General features: G+C 60.5%; 19 protein-coding genes. 7 read left to right on the top strand and 12 right to left on the bottom strand.

Translation table 11 applies throughout. From position 1 onward, the window contains the following. Positions 1–19: 19 nt before the first annotated feature. Together hrpA and aceK are read right to left on the bottom strand one after the other, a co-directional pair. Positions 20–3,931: an ATP-dependent RNA helicase HrpA gene (hrpA, locus tag ACM6I5_RS26075; RefSeq protein WP_414879620.1), complete on the bottom strand. Its 3,912-nt coding sequence runs from the start codon at positions 3,929–3,931 to the stop codon at positions 20–22. A gap of 225 nt (positions 3,932–4,156) precedes the next feature. Beyond that, on the bottom strand, positions 4,157–5,875 hold the full coding sequence (gene aceK, locus ACM6I5_RS26070) for a bifunctional isocitrate dehydrogenase kinase/phosphatase (RefSeq protein ID WP_414884947.1): 1,719 nt from the start codon (positions 5,873–5,875) through the stop codon (positions 4,157–4,159). 411 nt (positions 5,876–6,286) lie between these two features. Between aceK and ACM6I5_RS26065 the strand changes: the two genes are divergently transcribed. Beyond that, positions 6,287–7,912: a methyl-accepting chemotaxis protein gene (locus ACM6I5_RS26065; protein WP_414879618.1), complete on the top strand. Its 1,626-nt coding sequence runs from the start codon at positions 6,287–6,289 to the stop codon at positions 7,910–7,912. A gap of 175 nt (positions 7,913–8,087) precedes the next feature. Beyond that, positions 8,088–8,996, top strand: a complete 909-nt coding sequence (locus ACM6I5_RS26060) for a DMT family transporter (RefSeq protein WP_017337023.1) — start codon at positions 8,088–8,090, stop codon at positions 8,994–8,996. A 59-nt stretch (positions 8,997–9,055) separates the two neighbouring features. On the opposite strand, the gene ACM6I5_RS26055 is transcribed toward ACM6I5_RS26060, so the two are convergent. The 6 genes from ACM6I5_RS26055 to ACM6I5_RS26030 all read right to left on the bottom strand — a co-directional run bounded on the left by ACM6I5_RS26055 (position 9,056) and on the right by ACM6I5_RS26030 (position 16,489). After that, complete coding sequence (locus ACM6I5_RS26055; protein ID WP_414879617.1) at positions 9,056–10,636, bottom strand: aldehyde dehydrogenase (NADP(+)); 1,581 nt, start codon at positions 10,634–10,636, stop codon at positions 9,056–9,058. 43 nt (positions 10,637–10,679) lie between these two features. Continuing rightward, positions 10,680–11,675, bottom strand: coding sequence for an AraD1 family protein (gene araD1, locus ACM6I5_RS26050; RefSeq protein WP_414879616.1), 996 nt, complete (start codon positions 11,673–11,675; stop codon positions 10,680–10,682). Positions 11,676–11,705: 30 nt separating this feature from the next. Further along, the gene (locus ACM6I5_RS26045; protein WP_414879615.1) at positions 11,706–12,881 is read right to left on the bottom strand and encodes an L-rhamnonate dehydratase; all 1,176 of its coding nucleotides are present in this window, start codon (positions 12,879–12,881) and stop codon (positions 11,706–11,708) included. 317 nt (positions 12,882–13,198) lie between these two features. After that, positions 13,199–14,203: a 4-hydroxythreonine-4-phosphate dehydrogenase PdxA gene (locus ACM6I5_RS26040; protein ID WP_017337019.1), complete on the bottom strand. Its 1,005-nt coding sequence runs from the start codon at positions 14,201–14,203 to the stop codon at positions 13,199–13,201. After that, entirely contained in the window at positions 14,200–15,156 is a 957-nt protein-coding gene (locus tag ACM6I5_RS26035) for an amidohydrolase family protein (RefSeq protein WP_017337018.1), read from the bottom strand. Before ACM6I5_RS26035 ends, ACM6I5_RS26040 begins: the two co-directional genes overlap by 4 nt. After that, positions 15,149–16,489, bottom strand: a complete 1,341-nt coding sequence (locus tag ACM6I5_RS26030) for an MFS transporter (protein ID WP_414879613.1) — start codon at positions 16,487–16,489, stop codon at positions 15,149–15,151. Before ACM6I5_RS26030 ends, ACM6I5_RS26035 begins: the two co-directional genes overlap by 8 nt. A gap of 379 nt (positions 16,490–16,868) precedes the next feature. Between ACM6I5_RS26030 and ACM6I5_RS26025 the strand changes: the two genes are divergently transcribed. The 4 genes from ACM6I5_RS26025 (at position 16,869) to ACM6I5_RS26010 (ending at position 21,008) form a co-directional block, all read left to right on the top strand. After that, entirely contained in the window at positions 16,869–17,885 is a 1,017-nt protein-coding gene (locus ACM6I5_RS26025; RefSeq protein WP_017337016.1) for a Bug family tripartite tricarboxylate transporter substrate binding protein, read from the top strand. A gap of 52 nt (positions 17,886–17,937) precedes the next feature. Continuing rightward, complete coding sequence (locus ACM6I5_RS26020; protein ID WP_017337015.1) at positions 17,938–18,471, top strand: tripartite tricarboxylate transporter TctB family protein; 534 nt, start codon at positions 17,938–17,940, stop codon at positions 18,469–18,471. Then, a complete protein-coding gene (locus tag ACM6I5_RS26015; RefSeq protein WP_414879612.1) occupies positions 18,468–19,997 on the top strand; it encodes a tripartite tricarboxylate transporter permease in 1,530 nt (509 codons plus the stop codon). Before ACM6I5_RS26020 ends, ACM6I5_RS26015 begins: the two co-directional genes overlap by 4 nt. A gap of 69 nt (positions 19,998–20,066) precedes the next feature. Then, positions 20,067–21,008 (top strand): LysR family transcriptional regulator, encoded by a 942-nt coding sequence (locus tag ACM6I5_RS26010; RefSeq protein ID WP_017337013.1) that lies wholly within the window; start codon positions 20,067–20,069, stop codon positions 21,006–21,008. Positions 21,009–21,405: 397 nt separating this feature from the next. Here ACM6I5_RS26010 and ACM6I5_RS26005 read toward each other — a convergent pair whose 3' ends face one another. The 4 genes from ACM6I5_RS26005 to cysK all read right to left on the bottom strand — a co-directional run bounded on the left by ACM6I5_RS26005 (position 21,406) and on the right by cysK (position 24,879). After that, entirely contained in the window at positions 21,406–22,269 is an 864-nt protein-coding gene (locus ACM6I5_RS26005; RefSeq protein ID WP_017337012.1) for a DMT family transporter, read from the bottom strand. Positions 22,270–22,369: 100 nt separating this feature from the next. Beyond that, on the bottom strand, positions 22,370–22,534 hold the full coding sequence (locus tag ACM6I5_RS26000; RefSeq protein ID WP_193393006.1) for a hypothetical protein: 165 nt from the start codon (positions 22,532–22,534) through the stop codon (positions 22,370–22,372). 211 nt (positions 22,535–22,745) lie between these two features. Then, positions 22,746–23,684, bottom strand: a complete 939-nt coding sequence (locus tag ACM6I5_RS25995; protein WP_017337011.1) for an aspartyl/asparaginyl beta-hydroxylase domain-containing protein — start codon at positions 23,682–23,684, stop codon at positions 22,746–22,748. A gap of 220 nt (positions 23,685–23,904) precedes the next feature. Beyond that, the gene (gene cysK, locus ACM6I5_RS25990; RefSeq protein WP_017337010.1) at positions 23,905–24,879 is read right to left on the bottom strand and encodes a cysteine synthase A; all 975 of its coding nucleotides are present in this window, start codon (positions 24,877–24,879) and stop codon (positions 23,905–23,907) included. Positions 24,880–25,006: 127 nt separating this feature from the next. Here cysK and ACM6I5_RS25985 point away from each other — a divergent pair, with 127 nt between their 5' ends. Then, positions 25,007–26,083, top strand: a complete 1,077-nt coding sequence (locus tag ACM6I5_RS25985; protein WP_017337009.1) for a DUF748 domain-containing protein — start codon at positions 25,007–25,009, stop codon at positions 26,081–26,083. The last annotated feature ends 109 nt before the right edge of the window (positions 26,084–26,192 follow it).

Below are 26,192 nucleotides of genomic sequence, written 5' to 3'. Positions count from 1 at the left end.
AAGTCCTCTCCCAAAGGGCCTACGGTTCGACCTGGGTCCATTGTTTGTTCAGGCGCTTGTCGGATATCGGCACTTTGGTCCCCAACTGTTGGGCAAACAGTGAAACCCGGTATTCCTCCAGCCACCAGCGGTACAGCTCAAGCTGCGGATCGCGCTTGCCTTCCTGGGCGTGTTTGCTGGCGCGGGCCTGGTATTGGGTCCAGAGACCGGACAACTCGCCACTCCACACCCGGTCCTTCTGCACCTGCGCCCCGAGTTTCTCGAAGCGTTGCTCGATGGCTTTCAGGTAACGCGGCAGTTCCTTGAGCCACTGCATCGGCGTTTCGCGGACAAAACCCGGATACACCAAATGACTGAGCTGCTGCTTGATGTCATTCAGGGCCACGGCCTGCGCCAGATCGATCTTGCCCTTGAAGCGTTTTTGCAGGCCGTGCCAGAGCTTCAGAATCTCCAGCGTCAATTTGGCCAGCCGCTCGGCGTGCTCGGTCCAGCCGCCGCGTTTGCGCTCGGCCAACGCCGCCAGCCCGGCGCCATCACGCGGCAGCGGGTCTTCGCCGTCGAGGATACAACTGTCGAGACTGGCCAGCAGAATGTCTTCCACCAGACTGTCGACGCGCCCCATGTCGCGGTACATCAAACCCAACTCGGTCAGCCCCGGCAACTTGCCGCGCAGGAATTTCGCCGGCTCGGCCAGCTGTTGCATGAGCAAGCGCTGCAAGGCACGGCGATGCTGGAACTCGGCTTCGGCCGGCGTCGAGAACCGCCCTTCCTTGACCGTGCCGGCCTCTTCCACCAGCGCCGGATACACCGTCATCGACAGCCCGGCAATCTTCTGTTGGGTTTTTTCCGCCACCGCCGCGAAGACTTTCGCCTCCACCGGCTGCTGACTTTTCGCCGTTTGCGGAACGGCCAAAGCCGCCTGGCTCGCTTCAGCGAATCGTGCGGTCAGTTCCGCCAGATCCCGTCCTTCGCCCAGGAACTTGCCCTGGCCATCGACGATTTCCAGGTTCATCCGCAAATGGCTTTCGACTTGCTGCGCCGCTTCGGCCCAGGCTTCATCACTGACCCGCGCCCCCGTCATGCGCAGCAGTTCGCGACCCAGCGCCTGAGGCAACGAGCCCTCGGCAAAGGTCATGCGCTGCAACGCGGCTTTGACGAAGTCCGGCACCGGCACGAAATTCTTGCGCAGCGCCTTGGGCAGGTTGCGCACCAGCGCGATGCACTTGGCCTCGATCACACCCGGCACCAGCCACTCCAGACGCTCCGGCGGCAACATCGGCAACAGTGGCGCCGGCACCCGCAGCGTCACGCCATCACGCGGATGGTTCGGTTCGAAGTGGTAACTCAATGACAGTTCCAGATCACCAATGTGCAAGGTGTCCGGGTAATGTGCGGCGGTGACTTCACTGGCCTCGCGGGCCAGCACGTCTTCTTCGCGCATGATCAGCAGCTGCGGATCTTTCTGGCTGTTGACCCGGTACCAGCTGTCGAACGTCGCGGTCTGATGAATCTCCGCCGGCAGCCGTGCGTCGTAGAAGGCGAACAGGGTTTCTTCGTCGGCCAGAATGTCGCGGCGACGGGCCTTGGCTTCCAGTTCGTCGAGTTGTTCCAGCAGTTGTTTGTTGGCGGTCAGGCATTTGGCCTTTGACTGAATCTCGCCACGCACCAGCCCTTCACGAATGAACAACTCGCGGGAGACCACCGGATCGACCGGCCCGTAATGCACCGGCCGGCGACCGACCACGATCAGCCCGAACAAGGTGATCTGCTCGAACGCAACGACCTGTCCGCGCTTCTTCTCCCAATGGGGTTCGAAGTGGTTTTTCTTGATCAGGTGCCCGGCGAGCGGCTCGATCCAGTCGGCGTCGATCTTGGCGACCATGCGCGCGTAGAGCTTGGTGGTTTCCACCAGTTCGGCGGTCATCAGCCATTGCGGACGCTTCTTGCCGAGACCCGATGACGGGTGAATCCAGAAACGCCGTTGACGGGCGCCGAGGTAATCGCCGTCCTCGGTTTTCTGCCCGATCTGGCTGAGCAATCCGGACAGCACGGCTTTGTGCAGTTTCGGGTAATCCGCCGGCTCTTTGTTGAGGCTCAACTGCATGTCGCGGCATATCAGGCTCAATTGACGATGAGAGTCGCGCCACTCACGCAGTCGCAGGTAATTCAGGAAGTTCTTGCGGCACCAGTTACGCAGCGGACTCGCCGTCAGCGCCTGGCGCTGCTCTTCAAAACCACGCCACAGATTGACCAGCCCGGCGAAGTCCGAGTCCACGTCTTTCCATTGGGCGTGGGCCTGATCCGCCGCTTGTTGACGCTCCGGCGGACGTTCGCGCGGGTCCTGGATCGACATAGCGCTGGCGACGATCAGCACTTCCTGCAAGCTGCCGAGTTTCGCCGCTTCCAGCAACATGCGGCCCATGCGCGGGTCCACCGGCAGCCGCGCCAATTGGCGACCGAGCGGAGTGAGCTGGCTGTTGCGGTCCACCGCCGAGAGTTCTTGCAGCAGGTTGAACCCGTCGCTGATGGCCTTGCCATCCGGCGGCTCGATAAACGGGAAATCGGTGATTTCGCCGAGGCGCAGATGGAGCATCTGCAAAATCACCGCCGCGAGGTTGGTCCGCAGGATTTCCGGGTCGGTAAATTCGGGGCGACCGAGGAAATCTTCTTCACTGAACAACCGCACGCAGATGCCCGGTTCGACCCGCCCGCAACGGCCTTTACGCTGGTTGGCGCTGGCCTGGGAAATCGCTTCGATGGGCAGGCGCTGGACCTTGGCGCGGTAGCTGTAACGGCTGATGCGCGCGGTGCCGCTGTCGATCACGTAACGAATGCCCGGCACGGTCAGCGAAGTTTCCGCGACGTTGGTCGCCAGGACCACGCGACGACCCGGGTGCGACTGGAAAATCCGCTGCTGTTCAGCCGGCGAAAGCCGTGCGTACAGCGGCAGGATTTCAGTGTGTTTGAGCTGGGCTTTGCGCAGCATGTCGGCGGCGTCGCGAATCTCGCGCTCGCCGGGCAGGAACACCAGCACATCGCCAGGGCTCTTGCGTTCGCTGCGTTCGAACGCGGCGATTTCGTCGAGGGTGGCGAGAATCGCCTGGTCCACGGTCAGATCGTCTTCGACGCGGTTGCCCTCTTCGTCCTGTTCCAGGGTCAGCGGGCGGTACCAGGTTTCCACCGGGAAGGTGCGACCGGAGACCTCGACAATCGGTGCATCGTCGAAGTGCTTGGAGAAGCGCTCCAGGTCGATGGTCGCCGACGTGATAATGACCTTCAGGTCCGGACGACGGGGCAGCAGGGTTTTCAGGTAACCGAGCAGGAAGTCGATGTTGAGGCTGCGCTCGTGGGCTTCGTCGACGATGATCGTGTCGTAGCGCTCGAGGTAACGGTCGTTCTGGGTTTCCGCCAGCAGGATGCCGTCGGTCATCAGTTTGATCAGGGTATTGGAATCGCTCTGATCCTCGAACCGTACCTGATAGCCGACCAGCGCACCCAGCGGCGTCGCCAATTCTTCAGCAACCCGGCTCGCGACGCTGCGGGCGGCGATTCGACGCGGTTGGGTGTGGCCGATCAGGCCATGTTGACCGCGACCGATTTCCAGGCAGATTTTCGGCAACTGGGTGGTTTTACCCGAACCGGTTTCGCCGGCAATGATCAGCACCTGATGCTTGAGCAACGCTTCCTTGATTTCGTCGCGCTTGGCGGCGATCGGCAGGCTGTCGTCGTAACGAATCACCGGCAGGCTGGCACGCCGCGCCAGCACCTGATCACAGGACGCCTGCATACGCGTCACCCACTGGGCCAGCTTGGCCTCGTCGGGCTTCTTGCGCAGCTCAAGCAACTGCCGCCGCAGCCGGTGGCGGTCGGCGAGCATGGCGTGATCGAGGTTTTTCAGCAGTTTGTCGATGGAAGGCGATTCGTCAGTCATCAGGTACGCAATAAGTCGTCTAGTGGCGCAGGGGGCGGATTGTCGCAGATTTGGGGCGCGGAGTGACGCGCTTTTGTGGCGAGGGAGCTTGCTCCCGTTCGGCTGCGAAGCAGCCGTAATCCTGTCATCGCGGTTTGCCTGAAGCTCCGAGATGAATGGTTTTGGGGTCGCTTCGCGACCCAGCGGGAGCAAGCTCCCTCGCCACAGTGTGTTCACTCAGGTGGGCTACTCGTTATCGAGACCCTTGCGCCGATACGGGAACACATCAATCACCTTCCCCGCCCGAATCGCCTCTTGCAGGCTTTTCCAGTAATCGGCGTTGTACAACTCGCCATGCAACTGATCGAACAAGCGTCGCTGACCGGCATCGGCGAAAAGAAACGGCGGAAACTCCTCGGGGAACACATCCAGCGGCCCGATCGAATACCAGGGTTCGGACGCCATCTCATCTTCCGGCGTGCGCGGTTGCGGGATGTGGCGGAAGTTGGCTTCGGTCAGGAAGCAGATCTCGTCGTAGTCATAAAACACCACGCGACCGTGACGGGTGACGCCGAAGTTTTTCAGCAGCATGTCGCCGGGAAAGATGTTCGCCGCCGCCAGTTGCTTGATCGCCAGACCGTAATCTTCCAGCGCTTCGCGCACCTGCGCCTCGTTGGCGTTTTCCAGGTAGAGGTTCAACGGCGTCATCCGCCGCTCGGTCCAGCAGTGGCGGATCAACACCGTGTCGCCCTCCACCGAAACGGTGGACGCGGCCACCTCCAGCAATTCTTCCAGGCACGCCGGGTCGAACTTGCTCAGCGGGAAACGGAAATCGGCAAACTCCTGGGTATCGGCCATGCGCCCGACGCGGTCGACACTTTTAACCAGTCGGTACTTCTCGATCACCGTCGCGCGGTCGACGTTTTTCGACGGTGAGAAACGGTCCTTGATGATTTTGAATACGGTGTTGAACCCCGGCAGGGTGAACACGCTCATGACCATGCCGCGCACACCGGGGGCCATGATGAACTGGTCGTCGGTGTTGGCCAGGTGGTTGATCAGCGCCCGATAGAACTCGGATTTACCGTGCTTGTAGAAACCGATCGAGGTGTACAACTCGGCGATGTGTTTGCCCGGCAGAATGCGCCTCAGGAAACCGATGAACTCCGCCGGTACCGGCACGTCGACCATGAAGTACGAACGGGTGAACGAGAAGATGATCGACACATCGGCTTCATCGGTGATCAACGCATCGATCTGAATCCCCCGCCCTTCGCGGTGCAGCAGCGGAATCACCAGCGGCCACTGCTCGTCCCGGGTGTAGATGCGCCCCACCAGGTACGCGCCCTTGTTGCGGTAAAGCACCGAGGAAAACAGTTCGACGCTCAGTTCCGGGTCTTTGCACACCCAGTCCGGCAGGTTCTCGCGCAGTTGCGCTTCGAGACGATGCAGATCACCCGCCAGGTCGGCGTAATCCTCGCTGAAGCGGTAGTCGGCAAAAATGCTCGCCAGCATGTCGGACAGCTTGCCCTGGGGCTTGTAGATACGGGTCTGTGCGGCGCGTGCCCGCCGCAGGCTCGGCCGGGTGGTGTGGATGAACATGCAGCCGTCGCTGATCAGGTCATGACTGAACAGCCCGCAGAAGATCGAGTTGTACCAGGTCTCGGACAGCTCATCGTCGAAGCGCAGGTCGATCAGGCTGATGTAGGCGCTTTTGACCAGTGGCCAACAGCTGACATCCAGCGTGTCGGCGTCGAACGCGACGTGCAGGCGCTCGACCGTTTCGCTGACTTTCTCTTCGTAGAGGTTGATCCGCGCCGCCGAGGCGACTTGCGCCTCCTGCCACTTGGCCTGCTCGAAGCGCGCTCGGGCACCATCGGTGATTTGCCGGAAATGCTCGCGGTAATCGTCAAAGCCATCGAGGATCATTCGGGCGATGTCGGCGGCTGGCCATTGCTGCGGCATGGTGAGACCTCTGCGGGAATTCGGAAGGCCTGAGCTTAGCCAGTGAACCGGGTGCAGGAGAAGCCTAATTTCGGTCCGACAACGAATGAATCACTCGGGAGCACAGTTTTTTCAGACATTTTTTAATTGACCGTTCGGTCAGTAATCAATCTTTATAGTCATCCTCTCTGCACTTAATCGATTCACCTACAGCCCTCTGATTATCAGGCGTTCGGATCCAATCCACGCTCAGGCCAATCGCCAGACGCCGGGTATCCTGCTTTTTCCCTGAAGCCAGCCAATCGAAAAACGCATGCGGATTGGTCTTACCAAAATGATGGCACTTTGATATATAGCTCGCTCTCACCCGCCTAAAAACAAGATCCTCGGTCCACGAGGGCTACCTCCCAAAATGCCCAAGGAGCACTTTAGATGCCGATAAGGAACATGCGCATAGGTTTGCGCGCGAGCTTGAGTTTTGCCGTATTGGCCAGTCTTCTGGTACTGGTCGGGCTGTTCGGACTGGGCCAGATGGCGACCCTGCGCGAAAGTGCGGCGGTCATCGAGGAGTCGTGGATGCCGAGCATCGAGAGCATCCATGACAGCGCGGCCAACATCGCCACCCTCCGTCTCGAATCGTTGCGGCTGATCGCCAACAGCCAGAGCGCCGTGCGGGAAAAGAGTAAAGGCATTCTCAGCGCCCAACGCCAGGAGCTGCTCAAGCGCCTCGATGACCACAAGACGATGCTGTCCAGTGATCAGGAACGGGTGATGCTCGACAGTCTGAACGCGGCCGTGGCCAAGTACCTGGCGATCCTCGACCAGATCCTCGCGCAGATCGATGCGGGCCAGAATGACCAGGCCTACGCCCGCCTCAACAATGAACTGGCCCCGCAGGGCAGCGTGCTGGATAAATCCCTGGAGGCGATGATCAGTTTCAATCAGCAAGGCGCCGATACCGCCGCGGACGCAGCCGCGTTGATGTACCAGCGTGCGCAATGGGTCGTCGGCGCAATCATCGTCGCCGCGCTGTTCGCCACATTGCTCCTGGCCTGGCTGCTGACGCGCAGCATCACCGCGCCGATCAACCAGGCCCTGAACGTTGCACGCCGGATTGCCTCGGGCGACCTCAGCGCACCGATAGACATCAGCGGCAAGGACGAAGCCGCGCAATTGCTCAACGCCCTCGACGAGATGCAAGGCAACCTGCGCACCACCATTCGCGGCATCAGCGACTCGGCGCGGCAACTGGCGTCGGCTGCCGAGGAAATGAGCTCGGTGATGGAGGAAAGTACCCGAGGCCTGCAACAACAGAACGACCAGATCGAGATGGCCGCCACCGCGGTCACCGAGATGAGCACTGCGGTGGACGAAGTCGCCGCGAACGCCGTGTCCAGCGCCGAAGCTTCCCAGGCGTCGAACGAGGACAGCAAGCACGGGCACGTGCAGGTCAGTGAAACCATCAACTCGATTCAGGGACTGGTCAGCGAAGTGCTCAGCGCGTCGGAACAAGCCGAGGGGTTGGCGGTTCAGGCGCAGGACATCAGTAAAGTCCTGGAAGTGATTCGCGCAATCGCCGGGCAGACCAACCTGCTGGCGCTCAACGCGGCCATCGAAGCCGCTCGCGCCGGTGAAGCCGGACGGGGCTTTGCGGTGGTGGCCGATGAAGTGCGTTCGCTGGCGCAACGCACTCAGAACTCCACCGAAGAAATCGAGCTGATGATCAACAATATCCAGCAAGGTACCGGGGCCACGGTCATCGCGTTGCAAAGCAGCGCCGAACATGCCAGCCAGACCTTGCGCCGGGCCAACGGCGCGGGCCAGGCCCTGGAGAAAATCACCGCGTCGATCTCGCAGATCAACGAGCGCAACCTGGTCATCGCCAGCGCGGCCGAGCAGCAGGCGCTGGTGGCCCGGGAAGTCGATCAGAACCTGGTGAACATTCGCGACCTCTCGACCCAGACCGCCGCAGGTGCCACCCAGACTTCCGCCGCCAGCCAGGAACTGTCGCGGCTGGCAGTCGACCTCAACGGGCTGGTCACTCGCTTTCAACTATAACGGTGGCGAGGGAGCTTGCTCGCGCTTGAGTGCACAGCGCTCACCGGTTTGCGGAGCCGTTGCGCGGCCCGGCGGGAGCAAGCTCCCTCGCCACAAGAATTGAGTGCCGGTTTTTCGGTTGCCATAGGCAAGGCTCTCGGCAACACTCTCGTCCCCATCAAGGAAGGAGTGCGTCGTGAGCCCTGTCGATATCGTTCGTTTACTGTCGCTGGCGGCCATCTGGGGCGCGAGTTTCCTGTTCATGCGCATCATTGCCCCGGTGATCGGCTCGATTCCCACGGCGTTTTTTCGCGTGTCGATTGCGGCGGCGGGGTTGCTGGTGATTCTCGGGTTGATGCGTATCAGCTGGGATTTCAAGGGCAAGTTGAAAACGGTGATGCTGCTCGGGGTGATCAACTCCGGGATCCCGGCGACCCTCTATTCCGTGGCGGCCCAGGTGCTTCCGGCCGGTTACTCGGCCATCTTCAACGCCACCACGCCATTGATGGGCGTATTGATTGGCGGTCTGTTCTTCAGTGAACGACTCACCGCCGCCAAGCTGGGCGGGGTGTTCCTCGGTCTGTTCGGCGTCGGCATCCTGACCCGTGCAGGCCCGGTGGCGTTCGACCTGCAACTGCTGATGGGCGCCCTCGCCTGCCTGCTCGCCACCACCTGTTATGGCTTCGCCGGCTTCCTTGCCCGCCGCTGGCTCGATCAGGCGGGTGGTCTCGACAGTCGTCTTTCGGCAGTGGGCAGTATGCTTGGCGCGACATTATTCCTGTTGCCGCTGTTCGGTTACAGCGTGATCAGCCAGCCGCCGGCGAGCTGGGGCGGCTGGAGTGTCTGGCTGTCGTTGCTGGGGTTGGGGCTGGTATGTACCGCGTTGGCGTACATTATTTACTTCCGCCTGCTCAGCTCGGTCGGGCCGGTAAAGTCGATGACCACGACCTTCCTGATTCCGCCGTTCGGGGTGTTATGGGGGGCGTTGTTGCTGGATGAGCCGCTGTCGATGGCGCACATTTATGGCGGAGTTTTGATTGCTGCAGCGTTGTGGTTGGTGTTGAAGACTTCGGTGAAGAAGGTTGCGGCGGTGGCTGCCAAGTGATTTGTGGTGATGCTGATGACGCCATCGCGGGCTTGCCCGCGAAGGCGCCTGCTCAGGCACTACAAAGCTGACTGACTCACCTCCCCATCCACCAGCCGCCGAATCCCCAGCGTATTCGCGTTTTGCAACGCCTCGGGCAACAACGCATCCGGATAATTCTGGAAGCACACCGGCCGCAGGAATCGATCAATCGCCAGCGTCCCCACCGACGTGCCCCGCGAATCCGACGTCGCCGGATACGGCCCGCCATGCACCATCGCCTCACACACCTCGACCCCGGTCGGATAGCCATTGAGCAAAATCCGCCCGACCTTTTCCTGCAGCGACTCGGCCAGCCAGCGGTATTCCAGCAGCTCCTCGGCCTCGCCGATCAGCGTTGCCGTCAGTTGCCCGCGCAAACCGTGCAGCGCGGCCGCGAGTTGCGCCTGGTCTTCGACTTCAATGACGATGGTGGTCGGCCCGAACACCTCTTCCTGAAGCAGTTCATCGCCCTTGAGCAACAGGCTGACATCCGCCCTGAACACCTGTGGCTGCGCCTGATTGCCCTGCTGCGGTTTGCCCGCCAGGTGCGTCAGTCCCGGATGTTCGTGCAGTTCGCCCAGGCCTTTGCTGTAGCTGACGAGTGCGCCGGCGTTGAGCATGGTTTGCGCCGGTTGCTGGTTCATGCTGGCGCACAACGTTTCGAGGAAAGTGCTGAACTGCGGCGAGCGCAAACCGATGACCAGACCCGGATTGGTGCAGAACTGGCCACAACCCAGCGTCACCGAACCGGCGAGTTGCGCAGCGATCTGCTCGCCACGCACCTTGAGGGCTTCAGGCAACAGGAACACCGGGTTGATGCTCGACATCTCGGCAAACACCGGGATCGGTTGCGGCCGGGTCGCGGCCATGTGGCTCAGGGCATTGCCGCCCTTGAGCGAACCGGTGAAGCCCACCGCCTGGATCGCCGGGTGCTTGACCAGCCACTCACCGACACCACCGCCATAAATCATGTTGAACACCCCGGCCGGCATTTCGGTGCGCTCGGCTGCGCGGATGATCGCGTCCGCCACCCACTCGGCGGTCGCCATGTGCCCGCTGTGCGCCTTGAACACCACCGGGCAACCGGCGGCCAGCGCCGAGGCGGTGTCGCCGCCCGCCGTCGAGAATGCGAGCGGGAAGTTGCTGGCGCCAAACACCGCAACCGGGCCGATGGCGATGCGGTACTGGCGCAGATCCGGACGCGGCAACGGCTGACGATCCGGCAATGCGCGGTCAATCCGTGCGCCGTAGAAATCGCCGCGCCGCAGGACTTTGGCGAACAACCGCATCTGACCGCTGGTACGTCCGCGCTCACCCTGAATACGACCGGCCGGCAATGCGGTTTCACGGCAGACAGTGGCGACGAACTCATCACCCAGCGCATCGATTTCATCGGCGATGGCGTCGAGGAAGGTCGCGCGTTTTTCCGCGCTCAGGTTGCGGTAGACCGGGTACGCCGCGGCGGCGGCTTTGGCGGCGGCATCCACTTCGGCTTCAGTGGCCTGGAAGAAGCGGCCGGGCAACGGTTCACCGGTGGTCGCGTCGAGACTTTGCAGCTGCAACGTACCGTTGGCGCTGCGACGACCGCCGATGTAGTTGTGTCCTGTAAGTGTGGTCATGAGTGATTCCTTGGCCGGCTGACAAGCGCCGGAGGTTGAAAGCTTAAAGCGAACGAACCTGGCCGATGGCCAACGGCCGGGCGCTTTCGCCGATGCCGTTTTCCAGCGGTGCGCCGAACGCATCGAGGCTGATCTGGAAGCGATCGCCCGGTTGGGTTTTCACCCCGTCGGCAAATGACAGTGTGGCGGTGCCGAAGTAATGCACGTGGACATCGCCGGGCCGCAGAAACTGCGCGTACTTGAAGTGATGGAATTCGAGGTTGGCAAGGCTGTGGCACATGTTGTCTTCGCCGCTGAGAAACTCTTTTTCCCAGAGGGTTTCGCCGTTGCGGATGATGCGACTGGTGCCCGCCAGATGCCGGGGCAATTCACCGACGCGCAGTTCCGGACCGTAGGCGCAGAAACGCAATTTCGAGTGCGCGAGGTAGAGGTAATTGCGCCGCTCCATGACATGGTCGGAAAACTCGTTGCCCAGCGCATAACCGACGCGATATGGCAGGCCGTCGTCGCCGATCACGTAGAGGCCGGTCAGCTCAGGTTCCTCTCCGGCGTCTTCGGCAAACGGCGGCACCGGGAAGTCCGCGCCGGGGCGCACGACGATGCTGCCGTCGCCTTTGTAGAACCATTCCGGTTGCGCGCCGACCTGGCCGGCGGCAGGTTTTCCGCCCTCCAGGCCCCACTTGAAAATGCGCATGGTATCGGTCATGCCGGCTTCAACGGCGCCGTCCTGCTGGTGCATCTTGTCCCGTGCCGAGGCGCTGCCCAGATGGGTCAGGCCGGTGCCGCTGATCAGGCAATGGGCCGGGTCTTCGTGGTCCAGCGGCGGCAGGACCTGGCCCTGCTGCAACAGCTGCGCGTAATCCGGGCCAGGCTCGGTGCCGCGTGAAGCGACTTCTTCTTGCAGGCTGCGTTGGGCGCGGATCGCCGCGAGTGCCAGTTCACGGGTGCTGCAGGTGCCTTTCAGCACCTGGACCTGTGAGCCTTCGACAACGCCGACCTGGCGCTCACCGACAGAATTTTCAAATTGAATCAGGCGCATGACGGCCCTCCATAAAGTCGGGGATTGGGGTCACTCGATGATGTTGAAGTCGCTCAAAAATTCATCGGAGATTTCCAGGCCCAAACCTGGCGTGTTGTCGTCGAGCTGGATGTAGCCGTTGACCGGTTGCGGCTCGCCCTTGAACACGTAGTAGAAAAGTTCGTTGCCGACCTCGACATCGAACACCGGGAAGAACTCGGCCATCGGCGAGGCAGTGGTGGACATGGTCAGGTGATAGTTGTGCATCTGCCCGGCGTGGGGGATCACCGGCACCGACCAGGCTTCGGCCATGGCGTTGATCTTGCGCGCGGCGGTGATGCCGCCGACGCGGTTGGTGTCGTACTGGATCACGTCGACGGCGCGGCGTTCGAGCAAGTCTTTGAAGCCGTAGGAAGTGAACTCATGCTCGCCGCCGGAGATCGGCATGATCCCCATTTTTTTCAGCTCGATGTAGCCCTCGATGTCGTCGGCAATCACCGGCTCTTCCAGCCATCGCGGTTCGAACTCGGCCAGTTTCGGCAACATGCGACGCGCATATTCGAGGGTCCAGCCCATGTAGCATTCGAGCATGATGTCGATGTCCGGGCCGGCCAGTTCACGCAGGGCGCGCACTTGTTCAATGTTCTTGCGCATGCCCGCCGGGCCGTCTTTCGGGCCGTAGCCGAAACGCATTTTCAGCGCGGTGAAACCCTGGTTCAGATAACCCTGGGCTTCTTCGAGAAACAGGTCGAGGTTGTCGTTGGCGTAGAGCTTGGAAGCGTAGGTCCAGATCTTTTCCTTGGTCCGCCCGCCAAGCAGCTTGAACACTGGCTTGTTGACCGCTTTGCCCATGATGTCCCAGATCGCGATGTCGATCGCCGAGATCGCCGCCATGCCGATGCCTTTGCGGCCCCAGGCGTGGCTCTGGCGGTACATCTTCTGCCAGATGTATTCGTTGTCGAACGGGTCTTCACCGATGGCGATCGGCGCCAGGTAAGTGTCGATGATTTCCTTGGCCACACGTGGCGCCAGCGCACAGTTGCCGATACCGACGAGACCGGTGTCGGTCTCGACTTCCACCACCAGCCAGCCGTGGAAACGGAACGAGCCCATGGCGTCACCGCGCTCGAACAGGATGTCGCTGGCGTTGGTGCAGAAGTGCGCTTGAGGCGGGACGACTTTACCTTTCCACTCGAAAACGCGGGTACGGATTGCTTTGATTTTCATGGGTACGGATTCCTTGCGCTGCCGGCTTTTTGTAGTTGTTTGAGTCGTGTGCGCAGAGCCGTTCGGGTGATCGGCGCTGGTCATTCGATGGAGCGACTTTAGCCAGCGCTTGGGGGCGGCGGATAATCACTTATGCACATCCGTCGATAACCTGGGGTGATAGGAAAAAGCGGATATCCGTTAGATCGGGTTATCAGCCATCACAAAAAAAAGGTGGGAGCGAGCCTGCTCGCGATAGCGATCTGACAGTCACTTCAAGGGTGTCTGTCATGCCGTCATCGCGAGCAGGCGCGCTCCCACAGGGGTATTGCGGTGAGTCAGTAGGTGTTGCCGCCCATCCGGCACGCGATCTCGAAGGCCTGGCGGATCGCGCCGACGTTGGCCTTGCCCTGGCCCGAGATATCAAACGCGGTGCCGTGGGCCGGCGTGGTAATCGGAATCGGCAAGCCGCCCTGCACCGTCACCCCACGGGAGAAGCCCATCAACTTGATCGCGATCTGTCCCTGGTCGTGGTACATGGTCACCACCGCGTCGAAGGCGCTGGCATCCCCCTGAACCTTGAGGAAAATCGTGTCGCCCGGGTACGGACCTTCTGCCGCAATCCCCAACGTTTGAGCCGAGCGCACCGCCGGCCCGATGATGTCGAGTTCTTCGCGCCCGAACGAGCCGTTGTCGCCGTTGTGGGGGTTCAAGCCACAGACGCCGATGCGCGGCTTTTCCAGGCCATTGCGCTTGAGCGCGGTGTCGATCAGCTGGATCGCTTCCACCACCCGCGCTTGAGTCAACATGCCCGGCACCTCGGCCAGTGCCACGTGGGACGTCACTCGAGACGTCCATAGATTGTCGAGCACGTTGAACTCGCAGAACGGCCCATGGAAATCCAGCAGTTCGGCGAACCAGTGCAGCTCATCGTTGTGGGCCATGCCGGCCATGTGCAGCGAGGTCTTGTTCAGTGGCCCGAACAGAATGGCATCGGTGATGCCGGCCTCAGTCAGGCGCAGGGCTTTTTCCAGGGTGTCGAGGCTGTAGCGACCGCCAATGACACTGGCTTCGCTGCGCGGGAATTCACCGAGGGTGTCGCCGCGAAAGTCATAGAACAGCGGCGTGTCATCGACAAACGACAGCTGCTCCAACGACTCCACACGACGGTAAGGAAACTCCACCCCGGCGATGCGCATGCCGCGACGCATTTCCGCCTCGTCGGCAATCAGGATCACGTTGGCCTGGCTGCGGACCTGAGGTTCCGCGAGCAGGCGTGCGATCAGTTCCGGGCCGATGCCGGCCGGGTCGCCCAGGACCATGGCGATGGTTGTCTTGTTCATGCTTCACTCCTCAAGGGTTCGGGCCGTGTCCGGTCAATGGCGCAAGGCTCGCAGCGATAGACCCGCTGCGCGTTGCCGTAGAACAGTCGCTGCTGATCGGCGCCAGGCAGGTCAGCAACGATGGATTTGAAACCGCTGTAGATGTCGTCGAACGAGCCGCACAGGCTGTCCACGGGGAAGTTGCTGGCGAACATCACTCGATGGGTGCCGAACATGGCGATCACTTCGCGCACGATCCACGCGTTGTCCTTTGCACGCCATGCCCGCCCCGCCACGCCCAGGCCGGAAATCTTCACCTGCACGTTCGGCCACTCGGCCAGCCGCGCCATTGCCAGACGCCAGCCGGCCAGGCCTTCGGCACTGCGGTCATTGGGCAAACCGGCGTGGTTGAGAATCAGGGTGGTGCCGGGAAAGTCCCGGGCCAGCCGCTCGGCTTCGAACAGGTTCCACCAGGGTGTCTGCAAATCGAAATGCAGCCCCAACCCTTGCAGCGCGGCGTAACTGCGCCGCCAATGTTCATCGCTCATCAGACTGCGCAGATGCCCGACCTGTGCGGTCGAGGTCGGTCCGCCGGGTTTGTGGCGCACGCTGCGTACCCCCTTGAAACTCGCCTGTTCGGTGAGCACCGCGATGGCATCCGGATGATCCAGCCAGGCCTGGGCGACGATGGCATTGGGGACGCCGTAACGCGCGGCCAGACTTTCGATGAAGCGGGTTTCGCCGATCGGGTCTTGCGGGTCCCATTCGGTCTCGATGTACACCGTTTGCACGACGTTATGCGAGCCGGCATCGGCGAAGTAGTCATCGGGAAAATAGCGCCGCTTGATCGCGCTGTAATCGCCGTAGCGAAACGGGATGTCGGCTTCGGGTGCCAGCCATGGATGGTGATTGATCGTCGGATCCCAGAAGTGGTGATGGGCGTCGATGATCGGACCGTCATACACCTTAGTCATGCCGCACCTCGTCGAGACTGATGAACAATGTGGCCAGCACGAAGACGGCCGAACAGGCGGCGAAGAACCCCAGCACCGGCGCAAAGCCACCGGCCATTTGCAGGATCACGCCGACCAGGATCGGGACTGCAATCCCGCCGGTGCTGCCGGCCATGTTCATCACCCCGCCGATCAACCCGACCCGTGCCGGTGCCGCCAGCAATGCCGGGAAGCTCCAGTAGAGGCTGCCCCACATCAGGAAAAACGCAGTCATGGCCAACAGCGCCACGGCGGCAAACGGGTCAGTCAGGGTCGGCAGCAACAGGAACGCGCCGAGGGCGATCACACCGGAAAATGCCAGCAGGCTCTTGACCGCGACACCGCGACTGACGCCTTTGCGGATCAACCCGTCGCAGAGGAAACCACCGGTCAACGAACCCAGCGCGCCGCAGACGAAAATCACGAACGTCGCCGCGCCAATGCCTTTGATATCGAAGCCTCGGGCCTGCGCCAGATAACTGGGGCCCCAGGTCAGCAACCCGAAATACACCATCGCCCAACTGGCGCGTCCGATGAGCAAACCACTCAGGGAACGGGCGGCGATGCCGAGGCCCTTGACCGGCACTCGCGCCGCTTCGGCAGCAGGCGTCGCGCGCCCGGCGTTGATCTTCTCCAGTTCTTCGGCATTCACTTGCGGGTGACTGGCCGGGTCATCGCGCAGATAACGCCGCGCCAGCCAGGCCAGTACCAGCGTCGCGATACCGGCGATCACGAATGCCAGGCGCCAGGAGTCCAGCGAAGCAATCAGGTAGGCAATGATCAACCCGCCGAGCGCCACGCCCAACGGGCTGCCACTGTCCATCAGCACGGCGCCGCGACTGCGCTCGCTCGGCGCCAGCCACAGGGAAATCAGCTTGCCGCCCGAAGGGAACAACGGCGCCTCGGCAGCGCCCAGCGCAACCCGGGCGAACAGTAACGACAACCCGCCGGTGGCAAACGCCGCCAGCACTTGAAACGTGCCCCACAACCCGGTGGACCAACTGATGACCCGGTGCGGCCCGAAGCGATCGATCATCCAGCCGCCAGGAATCTGCAGCAATGCATAAGCCCAGAAAAAGCTGCTGAGGATCAGCCCTTGCATGCTCGGCGACAGGGAAAATTCATGGGCGATGGTTGGCATCGCTATCGACAGCGACACCCGATCGATCAGGTTGACCATGGTCAGCGCGAAGATGATCGCGAAGATCCGCCAGCGCACACTGCTGGCCTTGTTCGTGCCGGTCAGCGGAGTGGCCGCTGCGACAGGCTGGGCAACTGCGTCGGGCAGCTGCAGGGAAGCACTGGGACGAGCCATGGTGCGTACCTCGATTTATTATTTTTGTGAGATGCAGCATTGCCGCTTCAGGCGGCGTTGGTGAGCACTATCGAAGGCCCAGTGATAACCGTCTAATCAAAACTTGAAATACGGCGATAGCCTCGGGTTATGTCACGCCATGCTTTCAGTGGGCTTTCAATAGGCAGTACCTGCCTGACTTTCCTATCAAACCGCTCTGGCGCAACGGCCTTGGCGATCATGGCGATATTGGCCCTTCAGACCTATAACCGCAGGCTATCGGTGTATGTATTGTTTTGACTAGACGCGAGGACGGAGGCTTCCCACACTCAGGCCAGGCTTGCAGCTTTTGAACACCGACAAGTCACTCATAACAACTACAAAAACGAGGCCTTCCATCATGCGAAATGCATTCCTCCGTCGCACATCCCGTCTGTTTCTTGGCTGCACGCTGATCGCCGCCGGAACCCTTCCCACTCTCGCTCACGCCGCCTGGCAACCGGACAAGAACGTTGAAATCGTCGTCGCTGGCGGCCCTGGTGGCGGCACCGATCAACTCGGCCGCCTGATCCAGTCGATCATCACCACCCACAAGTTTCTCGATGTGAATACCATCGTCCTCAACAAGGGTGGCGGCAATGGTGCCGAAGCCTTCCTCGACCTGAAAATGAACAAGGGCGATCCGGAAAAACTGGTGATTGGCACCAACAACATTTACCTGCTGCCACTGGTGTCCAAGCTCGGTTATCAATGGCAGGAGCTGACTCCCGTGGCGGCCGTGGCCGAGGACGACTTTATCCTCTGGAGTTACAAGGATGCCCCCTGGAAAGACGCCAAAGGCTTCTACGAAGCTGCCAAGGCTGATCCGTCTAAACTGCGCATGGGCGGCAGCCAGTCCAAGGATGTCGACCAGACCCTGACCCTGCTGCTGAACCAGACCAACAACAGCAAACTGGTGTACATCCCGTTCAAGAGCGGCAGTGAAGCCGCGACCCAACTGGCCGGCAAACACATCGCCGCCAACGTCAACAACCCCAGCGAAAGCATCAGCCAATGGCGCGGTGATCAGGTCGAGCCACTCTGCGTGTTCAGCAAGGAGCGCATGAGCTATACCGACAAGGTCGCCGGCGAAAAATCCTGGGCCGATGTGCCGACCTGCCACGAGCAAGGCCTGGGCATAGATCAGTATCGCTTTCCGCGCACGGTGTTCATGCCCGGCGAAGTCACCGCCGAGCAGCGGGCGTTCTATGTCGAACTGATGCGTAAAGTCACCGAGACCCCGGAGTTCAAGGCCTACGTCAAGCAGAACGCGCTGGTGCCGACCTTCCTCGAAGGCGAGCCGCTGACTGCCTACATTGAGAAAGACACCGCCCGCGTCACCCCGGTGTTCAAAGAAGCCGGCTGGCTGAAAAACTGAGTTGCCGACGGCCGTCCGCCTGCGCACGGCCGTCACCTCTGGAGGTGTCTTCATGTCCCATTCTTCGGATTCACCGGCGCTGGTCGGTACCCGCTGGGTCGAACTCGGTCTGGCTGTCTTCACCGCGCTGATCGGCGTGGTGGTGATGTTCGGCAGTGTCGAACAAGGTATCGGCTGGGGCGATTCCGGCCCTGAGCCGGGTTATTTCCCCTTCTACATAGGCCTGATGCTGAGCGCCGCGAGCGTGGCCAACGGCGTATGGACGATGGTGCGCTGGAAAGCCCTGAGCCTTTCATTCGTCAGCCGCAGCGCGTTCAAACAGGTGCTGTCAGTGTTCATTCCGATTGCGCTGTTCGTTGGCGCCATGCCGTTCACCGGCATCTATGTGGCGTCAGCCTGTTTCATCGCCTGGTTCATGTGGCGTGACAAGGTCCGCACCAAGCCTTACGGCAAATTGATGATCGCCAGCGTATCCCTCGGCGCGGTGCTTGCCAGTTACCTGATTTTCGCGCTGTGGTTCAAGGTCCCGCTGGATGCCGGTCCGATGGGCGACTGGATTGCCCTGGCCGGGAGAAATTTCAAATGAGTGAGTTCGATTCCCTGCTGCAAGGCATGAACCTGATCCTGACCCCGGGCCATATCGGCCTGATGGTGATCGGCGTGCTGCTGGGCATTCTGGTCGGCGTATTGCCCGGCCTCGGCGCCCCCAATGGCGTGGCGTTGCTGCTGCCGCTGACGTTCACCATGTCGCCGGTGTCGGCGATCATCCTGCTGTCGTGCATGTATTGGGGCGCGCTGTTTGGCGGCTCGATCACCTCGATCCTGTTCAACATACCCGGCGAACCCTCATCGGTGGCGACGACGTTTGACGGCTACCCGATGGCCCGCGAAGGCCGCGCCGCCGAAGCCCTGACAGCGGCGTTCAGCTCGGCATTGATCGGCGCACTGGCCGGGGTGTTGTTGCTGACCTTCCTGTCGACCAAGATCGCCGCATTTGCCATGTCGTTCAGCTCACCGGAGTTCTTTGCGGTGTACCTGTTGGCGTTCTGCACCTTCATCGGCATGAGCAAGAACCCACCACTGAAAACCGTGGTGGCGATGATGATCGGTTTCGCCATGGCAGCGGTTGGCATGGACACCGTGTCCGGCAACCTGCGCCTGACTTTCGACCAGCCGATCCTGATGACCGGGATCAGTTTTGAAGTGGCAGTGATCGGTCTGTTCGGTATCGGCGAGATCCTCTGCACCGTCGAGGAAGGCCTGGTGTTCCGCGGCGAGCATGCGCGCATTACGCCGATGGTAATTCTGCGCACCTGGGCCAAGTTGCCGCGTTACTGGTGGACGATCGTGCGCAGCACCCTGGTCGGTTGCTGGATGGGCATCACGCCCGGCGGCCCGACGGCGGCCTCGTTCATGAGCTACAGCCTGGCGCGGCGTTTCTCGAAGAATCGCGAGAACTTCGGCAAGGGTGAACTCGAAGGCGTGATCGCCCCGGAAACCGCTGACCACGCCGCCGGCACCAGCGCCCTGCTGCCGATGCTGACCCTCGGGATTCCCGGTTCTGCCACGGCGGCAGTGATGCTCGGCGGGTTGATGATCTGGGGCTTGCACCCTGGCCCGACGCTGTTTGTCGAGCAACACGATTTTGTCTGGGGCCTGATTGCGAGCATGTACCTGGGCAACGTGGTGAGTCTGATTGTGGTGTTGGCCACCGTGCCGCTGTTCGCCTCGATCCTGCGCATTCCGTTCTCGATCATTGCGCCAATCATCATCATGGTCTGCGCCATCGGTGCGTACTCGGTGCACAACTCGTTCTTCGACGTGGTGCTGATGCTGGGCTTCGGCGCGCTGGGTTACCTGTTCAAGAAGCTCGGTTACCCGATTGCACCACTGGTATTGGCCGCGGTGCTAGGGGACAAGGCTGAAGATGCGTTCCGTCAATCGATGCTGTTTTCTGACGGGCAGTTGGGGATTTTCTGGTCCAACCCGTTGGTGGGTTGCCTGACCACAGCAGCGCTGCTGATGCTGTTCTGGCCGCTGATTTCCAAGGCACTGGGCGCCCTGACGGGCCTGCGCAAACCGACCGTCGCCAAGACCAAATCGGTGCTGTGACACAGCAATGCTGGCAACGCCTGACATTTGTTGTCAGGCTTGCCGCAGTCTTTTCTGCGAGCGCGGCCCATGACCCGAATTCCTGATGCCAATGTAATCCACAGTCGACTGCGTCTGCGCCAATTGCGGTTGATGCTGGCATTGCAGGAATTCGGCTCGCTGCGTCGCGCTGCCGATCACATCGGCATGACCCAACCGGCAGCGACCAAGATGCTCCACGAGGCCGAGGACTTGCTCGGCGTCGAGCTGTTCGAACGCCTGCCCCGTGGCATGCGCTCGACCCCGTTCGGGGAAACCGTCATCTACTACGCGCGCATGGTGTTTGCCGAACTCAGCGGCATGCGTGAAGAACTGGTCGCACTGGAATCCGGCAACCTCGGGCGGGTCGCCGTCGGCGCGATTCCGGCGTTGGCCTCGGGGTTGTTGACCCGCACCATCGCCACCTTGAAGCAAAGCCATCCACGGTTGTCGATGAGCATTCAGGTCGATACCAGTGACGTGTTGGTACAGGCACTGCTGCAGGATCAACTCGACATCGTGCTGGGGCGGATTCCGGCCGGTGCGAGGGCCGAAGAACTGCTGTTCGACAGCCTCGGCGAAGAGGCGTTGTGCGTCATTGCCGGCGCGCAGAATCCGTTGGCGCAGGAGAAACACCTGAGCTGGGCGGAATTGCAGAACATGACCTGGGTACTGCAACAGCAACCGAGCCCGATGCGCGCGATCATCAATCAGGTGTTCCACAATGCACGGGTCGACATCCCCAGCAGCATCGTTGAAACCACCTCGATCATGACCTTGCTCTCGTTGATCCAGCAGACTGACATGCTTGGCGTTACGCCGGTGTCGGTGGTCGAGGATTATCCGGGGCGGGATTTGCTGGCGGTGTTGCCGATCAAGTTTGAAGCGCGGCTGCCGCCGTATGGGTTGATTACCCGGCGTCATCGAATTCAATCGTCGGCGATGCAGGCGTTTATGAATTCGGTGCGGGCGGAGCATGCGTTGACCAAGTAACAGGGCCGGATGGAGGTCTGGTTTTTTGGTGTATATCCGTTTCTTGGGTAACGGCGACTATTGATTCCGCCCTGACGTACGGCCTTCCGACGGGGCAGATCAAGGTCGAAAGCCAAGGCGAGGCGACCTGAGAGCCTGCCTGAAGTCCGTCAGGATCATCGGCGCTGAACACCAATGTCATTTCCCCCAACACCCCCTGTGGGAGCTAGCCTGCTAGCGATGGAAGTCCGGACAACACGTTCATTCAGACAGCACGCGTTATCGTTGAAGTCCATCGCTAGCAGGCTAGCTGTGATCTCTCTGTAGGTTGTTCACTCGGGGCTTTTCCAAGTGACTCGCTGTAAAAGCGAAACCGCCAGAAGCCATTACCGCAGAAACGGATAGGTTCCCAACCGCGTCACCCTGTCTTACGAAACACAAACCCCAAACCAACAATAATCAGCACCATCCCAAGCATGCTCAACCCCGCCAGTCTGTTGCCGAAAAACAGGTAATCCATCACCGCGGTCACCGCCGGCACCAGGTAAAACAAACTGGTGACGTTCACCAAATTACCCCGAGCGATAAGCCGATAAAGCAACAGCGTCGCCAGCACCGACACCACCAGCCCCATCCACAACACCGGCACGATAAAACCGCTGCTGTGTTCGAAATGAAACGGCTGGAACGGCACAAAGATCCCGCACAGCAACAACCCCGCGAGGTACTGCACCGGCAACGTGCCGAGGGGATTATCGGTAATGCGCTTCTGCATGATCGAACCGAACGTCATGCTCGCCAACGCCAGCAAACCGAAGAGCATCCCCGCCAGCGACATACCCGCCAGACCGATGCCCTGGTAAACCACCATGACCAGACCGACCAGGCCCAGGGTCAGCCCGAACATTCGGCTGGCTGAACGCTGCCGCTCCATGATCACTACCGTGAGAATCGGCTGTACGCCCATGATTGTGGCCATCACACCCGGCGTGACTTTCAGGTCCAGGGCCAGCAGATAGAAAATCTGATAAGCCCCCAGCAACACCACGCCCGTGGCCATCGCATACAACATCGGCTTACCGCCCTTGGGCCGTTTCAACTTGAGCAACGGCACCAGCAGTACCAACCCACACAGAGCGATAGCAAAGCGGATCAGCAGAAAAGCGAAGGGTGACGCATGGGCCAGGCCCCATTTGGAGAAGATCGCCCCGCTGCTCCACAGCAGAACGAACAGGCTCGTGGACGCCGCCGCGAGCGCGGATTTTTTCGAAAGGACAAACATGAAGACCACCTGTAGTCAGGCAAAAAGCCAACTCAGCCGAAGCTGAAATCCAGTAGTTTTTTCAGGCAGGCGCGGGTAACAGCAACTAGATAGAAACTGATCAGCCCGAAACGCCAACGCCCGGCGGTGATACGACTGCGTACACCGGCGTGCTACGGACAGGTGGGGGGTAATGACTGATCTGCGCAGGCTGCTGATTCCCGCACGGCACGACGCCAGCGTTGACCGCTGAATCGACTACCGCGTTGATGAGGGATGCAGGCATGGGCTGATCTTTTTTGATGAAGTGGACGGTGGGTTGGATAACACCGAGCGCCGACTATAACCAGCGGGCGACCTGGATTGCAATGACTTGGACAAAGGGCCAGTAACGAAAGCTGTCGCGCCGAAACTACCTTCGAGATAAATGTCGGGCGACCATTAAATCGGCGAAAAAAAACCGCTTCAATGAGCGGTTTTTCATTTCTTGCCCGGAATCACCCAAACAACCAATACCCCAACAACGTCAACACCACCACCGCCAACACCGGCCGCAACACGCGGTAAGCCTTGGGGTTGCGACGCTTCCACTGCTTGACCACACCGCTGACCCTGTCACTGGACTTCTTGCTCCAGGCGTAAGCCTTGTTGATTCCGCCAACCCGTTCGTCGTCGAGATTCTGCGGCGCCGTTGCGCGACCGAGCAAGCCACTGACCCAACGGTTGAGGCGGGTCATGACGCGGTTGCTCAGCGGACGTTCGATGTCGCAGAACAAAATGACCCGGGTTTTCTCGGTTTCGTTCTTCACCCAGTGCACATACGTCTCATCGAACATCACATCTTCACCGTCGCGCCAGGCATACACCTGACCGTCGACGAAAATGCGGCAATCATCGGAGTTCGGGGTCGACAGACCCAGGTGATAACGCAGGGAACCGGCAAACGGATCGCGGTGCGGGTTGAGGTGGCTGCCGCCCGGCAGTAGCGCGAACATGGCGCCTTTGACGTTGGGAATACTGCTGACCAGGGCCACGGTTTTCGGACACAGCGCTTCGGCCGATGGCAGGGGTTTGTCGTACCACTTGAGGTAGAAGCGCTTCCAGCCTTTCTTGAAGAACGAACCAAAACCGGCGTCGTTATTTTTCTCGGCGGCGCGAATGTAACCCTCATCGAACAGGTGCATCGCTTCGTCGCGGATGACTTCCCAGTTGTCCTTGAGCACATCCAGCTCCGGGAACTTGCTGCGGTCCAGATAAGGTTTGGACGGCACGCTGGAGAACAGGTACATCAAGGCGTTATAAGGCGCGAAGAGCGCGGAGTGGTTGACGAACTGACGCAAGGCCGGCAAACGCGCCTTGCCGCGCAAATGCACATAAAGAGTACTGCCCAGGAACAGCAGCAACAGCGACGCCTTCGCGGCAAAGGAAAAGGTCATCAACAACTCCTTGAGAAAAAACAACTCTGCACAACGCCATTTACCCGACGTTGCAGCCGGCCATGATAAACATTACCGGCCACGGGAAAAACCCGTCTAACTCAACATTCACTGTTAAGAATTATGCAATAAAGCACTTCTTACCATAGCGCTCCTGAACGGGGGCTGATCTGAATCAACCCCCCACCCCACGATCAAATAATCACGGCTTCGGCAACGTCTATTGCTGATTCTCCTGTTCGGTAAACAGGTCACTGAACAGCATGCTCGACAGGTAGCGCTCGCCAGAATCGGGCAGGATCACCACGATCGTCTTGCCCTGCATTTCCGGGGTTTCCGCCAGGCGTACCGCCACAGCCATGGCAGCTCCGCAAGAGATGCCGCACAAAATGCCCTCTTCCTGCATCAAGCGCAGGGCCATGGCCTTGGATTCATCGTCGGTCACCAGCTCGACACGGTCCACCATCGACAGGTCCAGGTTCTTCGGTACAAAACCGGCACCGATGCCCTGGATCTTGTGCGGGCTCGGTTTGATTTCTTCCCCGGCCAGCTTCTGCGTAATCACCGGCGAAACCACCGGCTCAACCGCCACGGAAAGAATCGGTTTGCCCTGGGTATTCTTTATATACCGCGAAACGCCGGTAATGGTTCCACCCGTTCCTACGCCCGCCACCAGCACATCGACCGCGCCGTCGGTGTCGTTCCAGATTTCCGGACCGGTGGTTTTCTCGTGGATGGCCGGGTTGGCCGGATTCTCGAATTGTGCGGGCATGAAATAGGTGGACGGGTCGCTGGCAACAATTTCAGCAGCCTTTTCGATCGCGCCTTTCATGCCCTTGGCCGGTTCGGTCAGCACCAGTTCGGCGCCGAGCGCCTTGAGCACTTTGCGACGCTCGATGCTCATGGACGCCGGCATGGTCAACATCAGCTTGTAGCCCCGAGCAGCGGCAACAAACGCCAGACCAATGCCGGTATTGCCAGAGGTGGGCTCGACGATGGTCATGCCAGGCTTGAGTTTGCCGGTGCTTTCGGCGTCCCAGATCATGTTCGCTCCGATCCGGCACTTGACCGAATAACCTGGATTGCGCCCCTCGATCTTGGCCAGGATGGTCACGCCACGCGGTGCGATGCGGTTGATCTGCACCAGCGGCGTATTGCCGATGGAATGGGCGTTGTCAGCAAAAATACGGCTCATGGCTGGGTCCTTATGCAGCGTTGAATTAGCCCTTCACGGTATGCCTGTTGCCCGTGGTCGTCCAGTCGGGTCGAACGTCCGGTGACCACCGCAGTCAATGGTCTTACATCGCCGGAGATTTGCCATCATGAAACGTCGATACAGCTGGCCCTTGTGGATCCTCGTCGGCCTCGTTGTGCTACTGATTGCCTTGCATGTGGCCCTGCCCTACATGGTGCGTGACTACTTGAATGACAAGCTCGCCGACATGGGCGACTACCGTGGACAGATCACCGACGTTGACCTGGCACTGTGGCGCGGCGCCTACAAAATCAACGGGCTGAAAATCGTCAAGGTCGATGGCAAGGTCCCGGTGCCCTTCGTCAATGCGCCGTTGATCGACCTTGCCGTCAGCTGGCACTCGCTCCTGTACGACCACGCGGTGGTGGCCAAGGTGCAGTTCTTCAACCCCGAGGTGAACTTCGTCGATGGCGGCGCCAACAAGCAAAACTCGCAGACCGGCCAGGGCACCGACTGGCGCGCGCAATTGAGCAAACTGGCACCGATCACCCTGGACGAAGTACGTATCTTCGATGGCAAGATCAGCTTCAGAAATTTCAACTCCAAGCCTCCCGTGAACATGAACGCGACCCAGGTCAACGCCAGCATTTACAACCTGACCAACGTCGTCGACAAGGAAGGCAAGCGCGACGCACGCTTCGATGGCAAAGCGCTGCTGCTGGGTCACGCCCCATTGGAAACCACCGCGACCTTCGACCCGCTGAGCAATTTCGAAGACTTCCAGTTCCGCCTGCGCGCCAGGGACATTGAACTCAAACGCATGAACGACTTCGCCTCGGCCTATGGCAAGTTCGATTTCAATGCCGGGCACGGTGATGTGGTGATTGAAGCGCAAGCGAAAAAGGCCCAATTGACCGGCTACATCAAACCGCTCCTGAAGGATGTTGACGTTTTCAACTGGCAGCAGGACGTAGAAAACAAGGACAAAGGGCTGTTCCGGTCCATTTGGGAGGCCATAGTCGGCGGCTCCGAAACCGTGCTGAAAAACCAGGGCAAAAACCAGTTTGCCACGCGTGTGGAACTGAGCGGCAACGTTCATAGGCAAGACATCAGCGCGTTCCAGGCGTTTTTGCAGATTTTGCGTAATGGTTTTGTCCAGGCCTTCAATGCCCGGTATGAACGGCCGAAGCCGGAAGCGGACTGAGTCAAGATGTGACGCCCCATTCAGAGACTGAATAAGCCGTCTGCGTTCACAGTCGACCGGGCAGCGCGTTATAGTCGAGTACTACAATTATTGCGCCCCGCCCTGCCCC

It is taken from the genome of Pseudomonas sp. IT-P171 (assembly GCF_949767765.1).
Lineage (GTDB): Bacteria > Pseudomonadota > Gammaproteobacteria > Pseudomonadales > Pseudomonadaceae > Aquipseudomonas > Aquipseudomonas fluorescens_B.
This window is presented reverse-complemented; position numbering and strand designations above follow the sequence as displayed.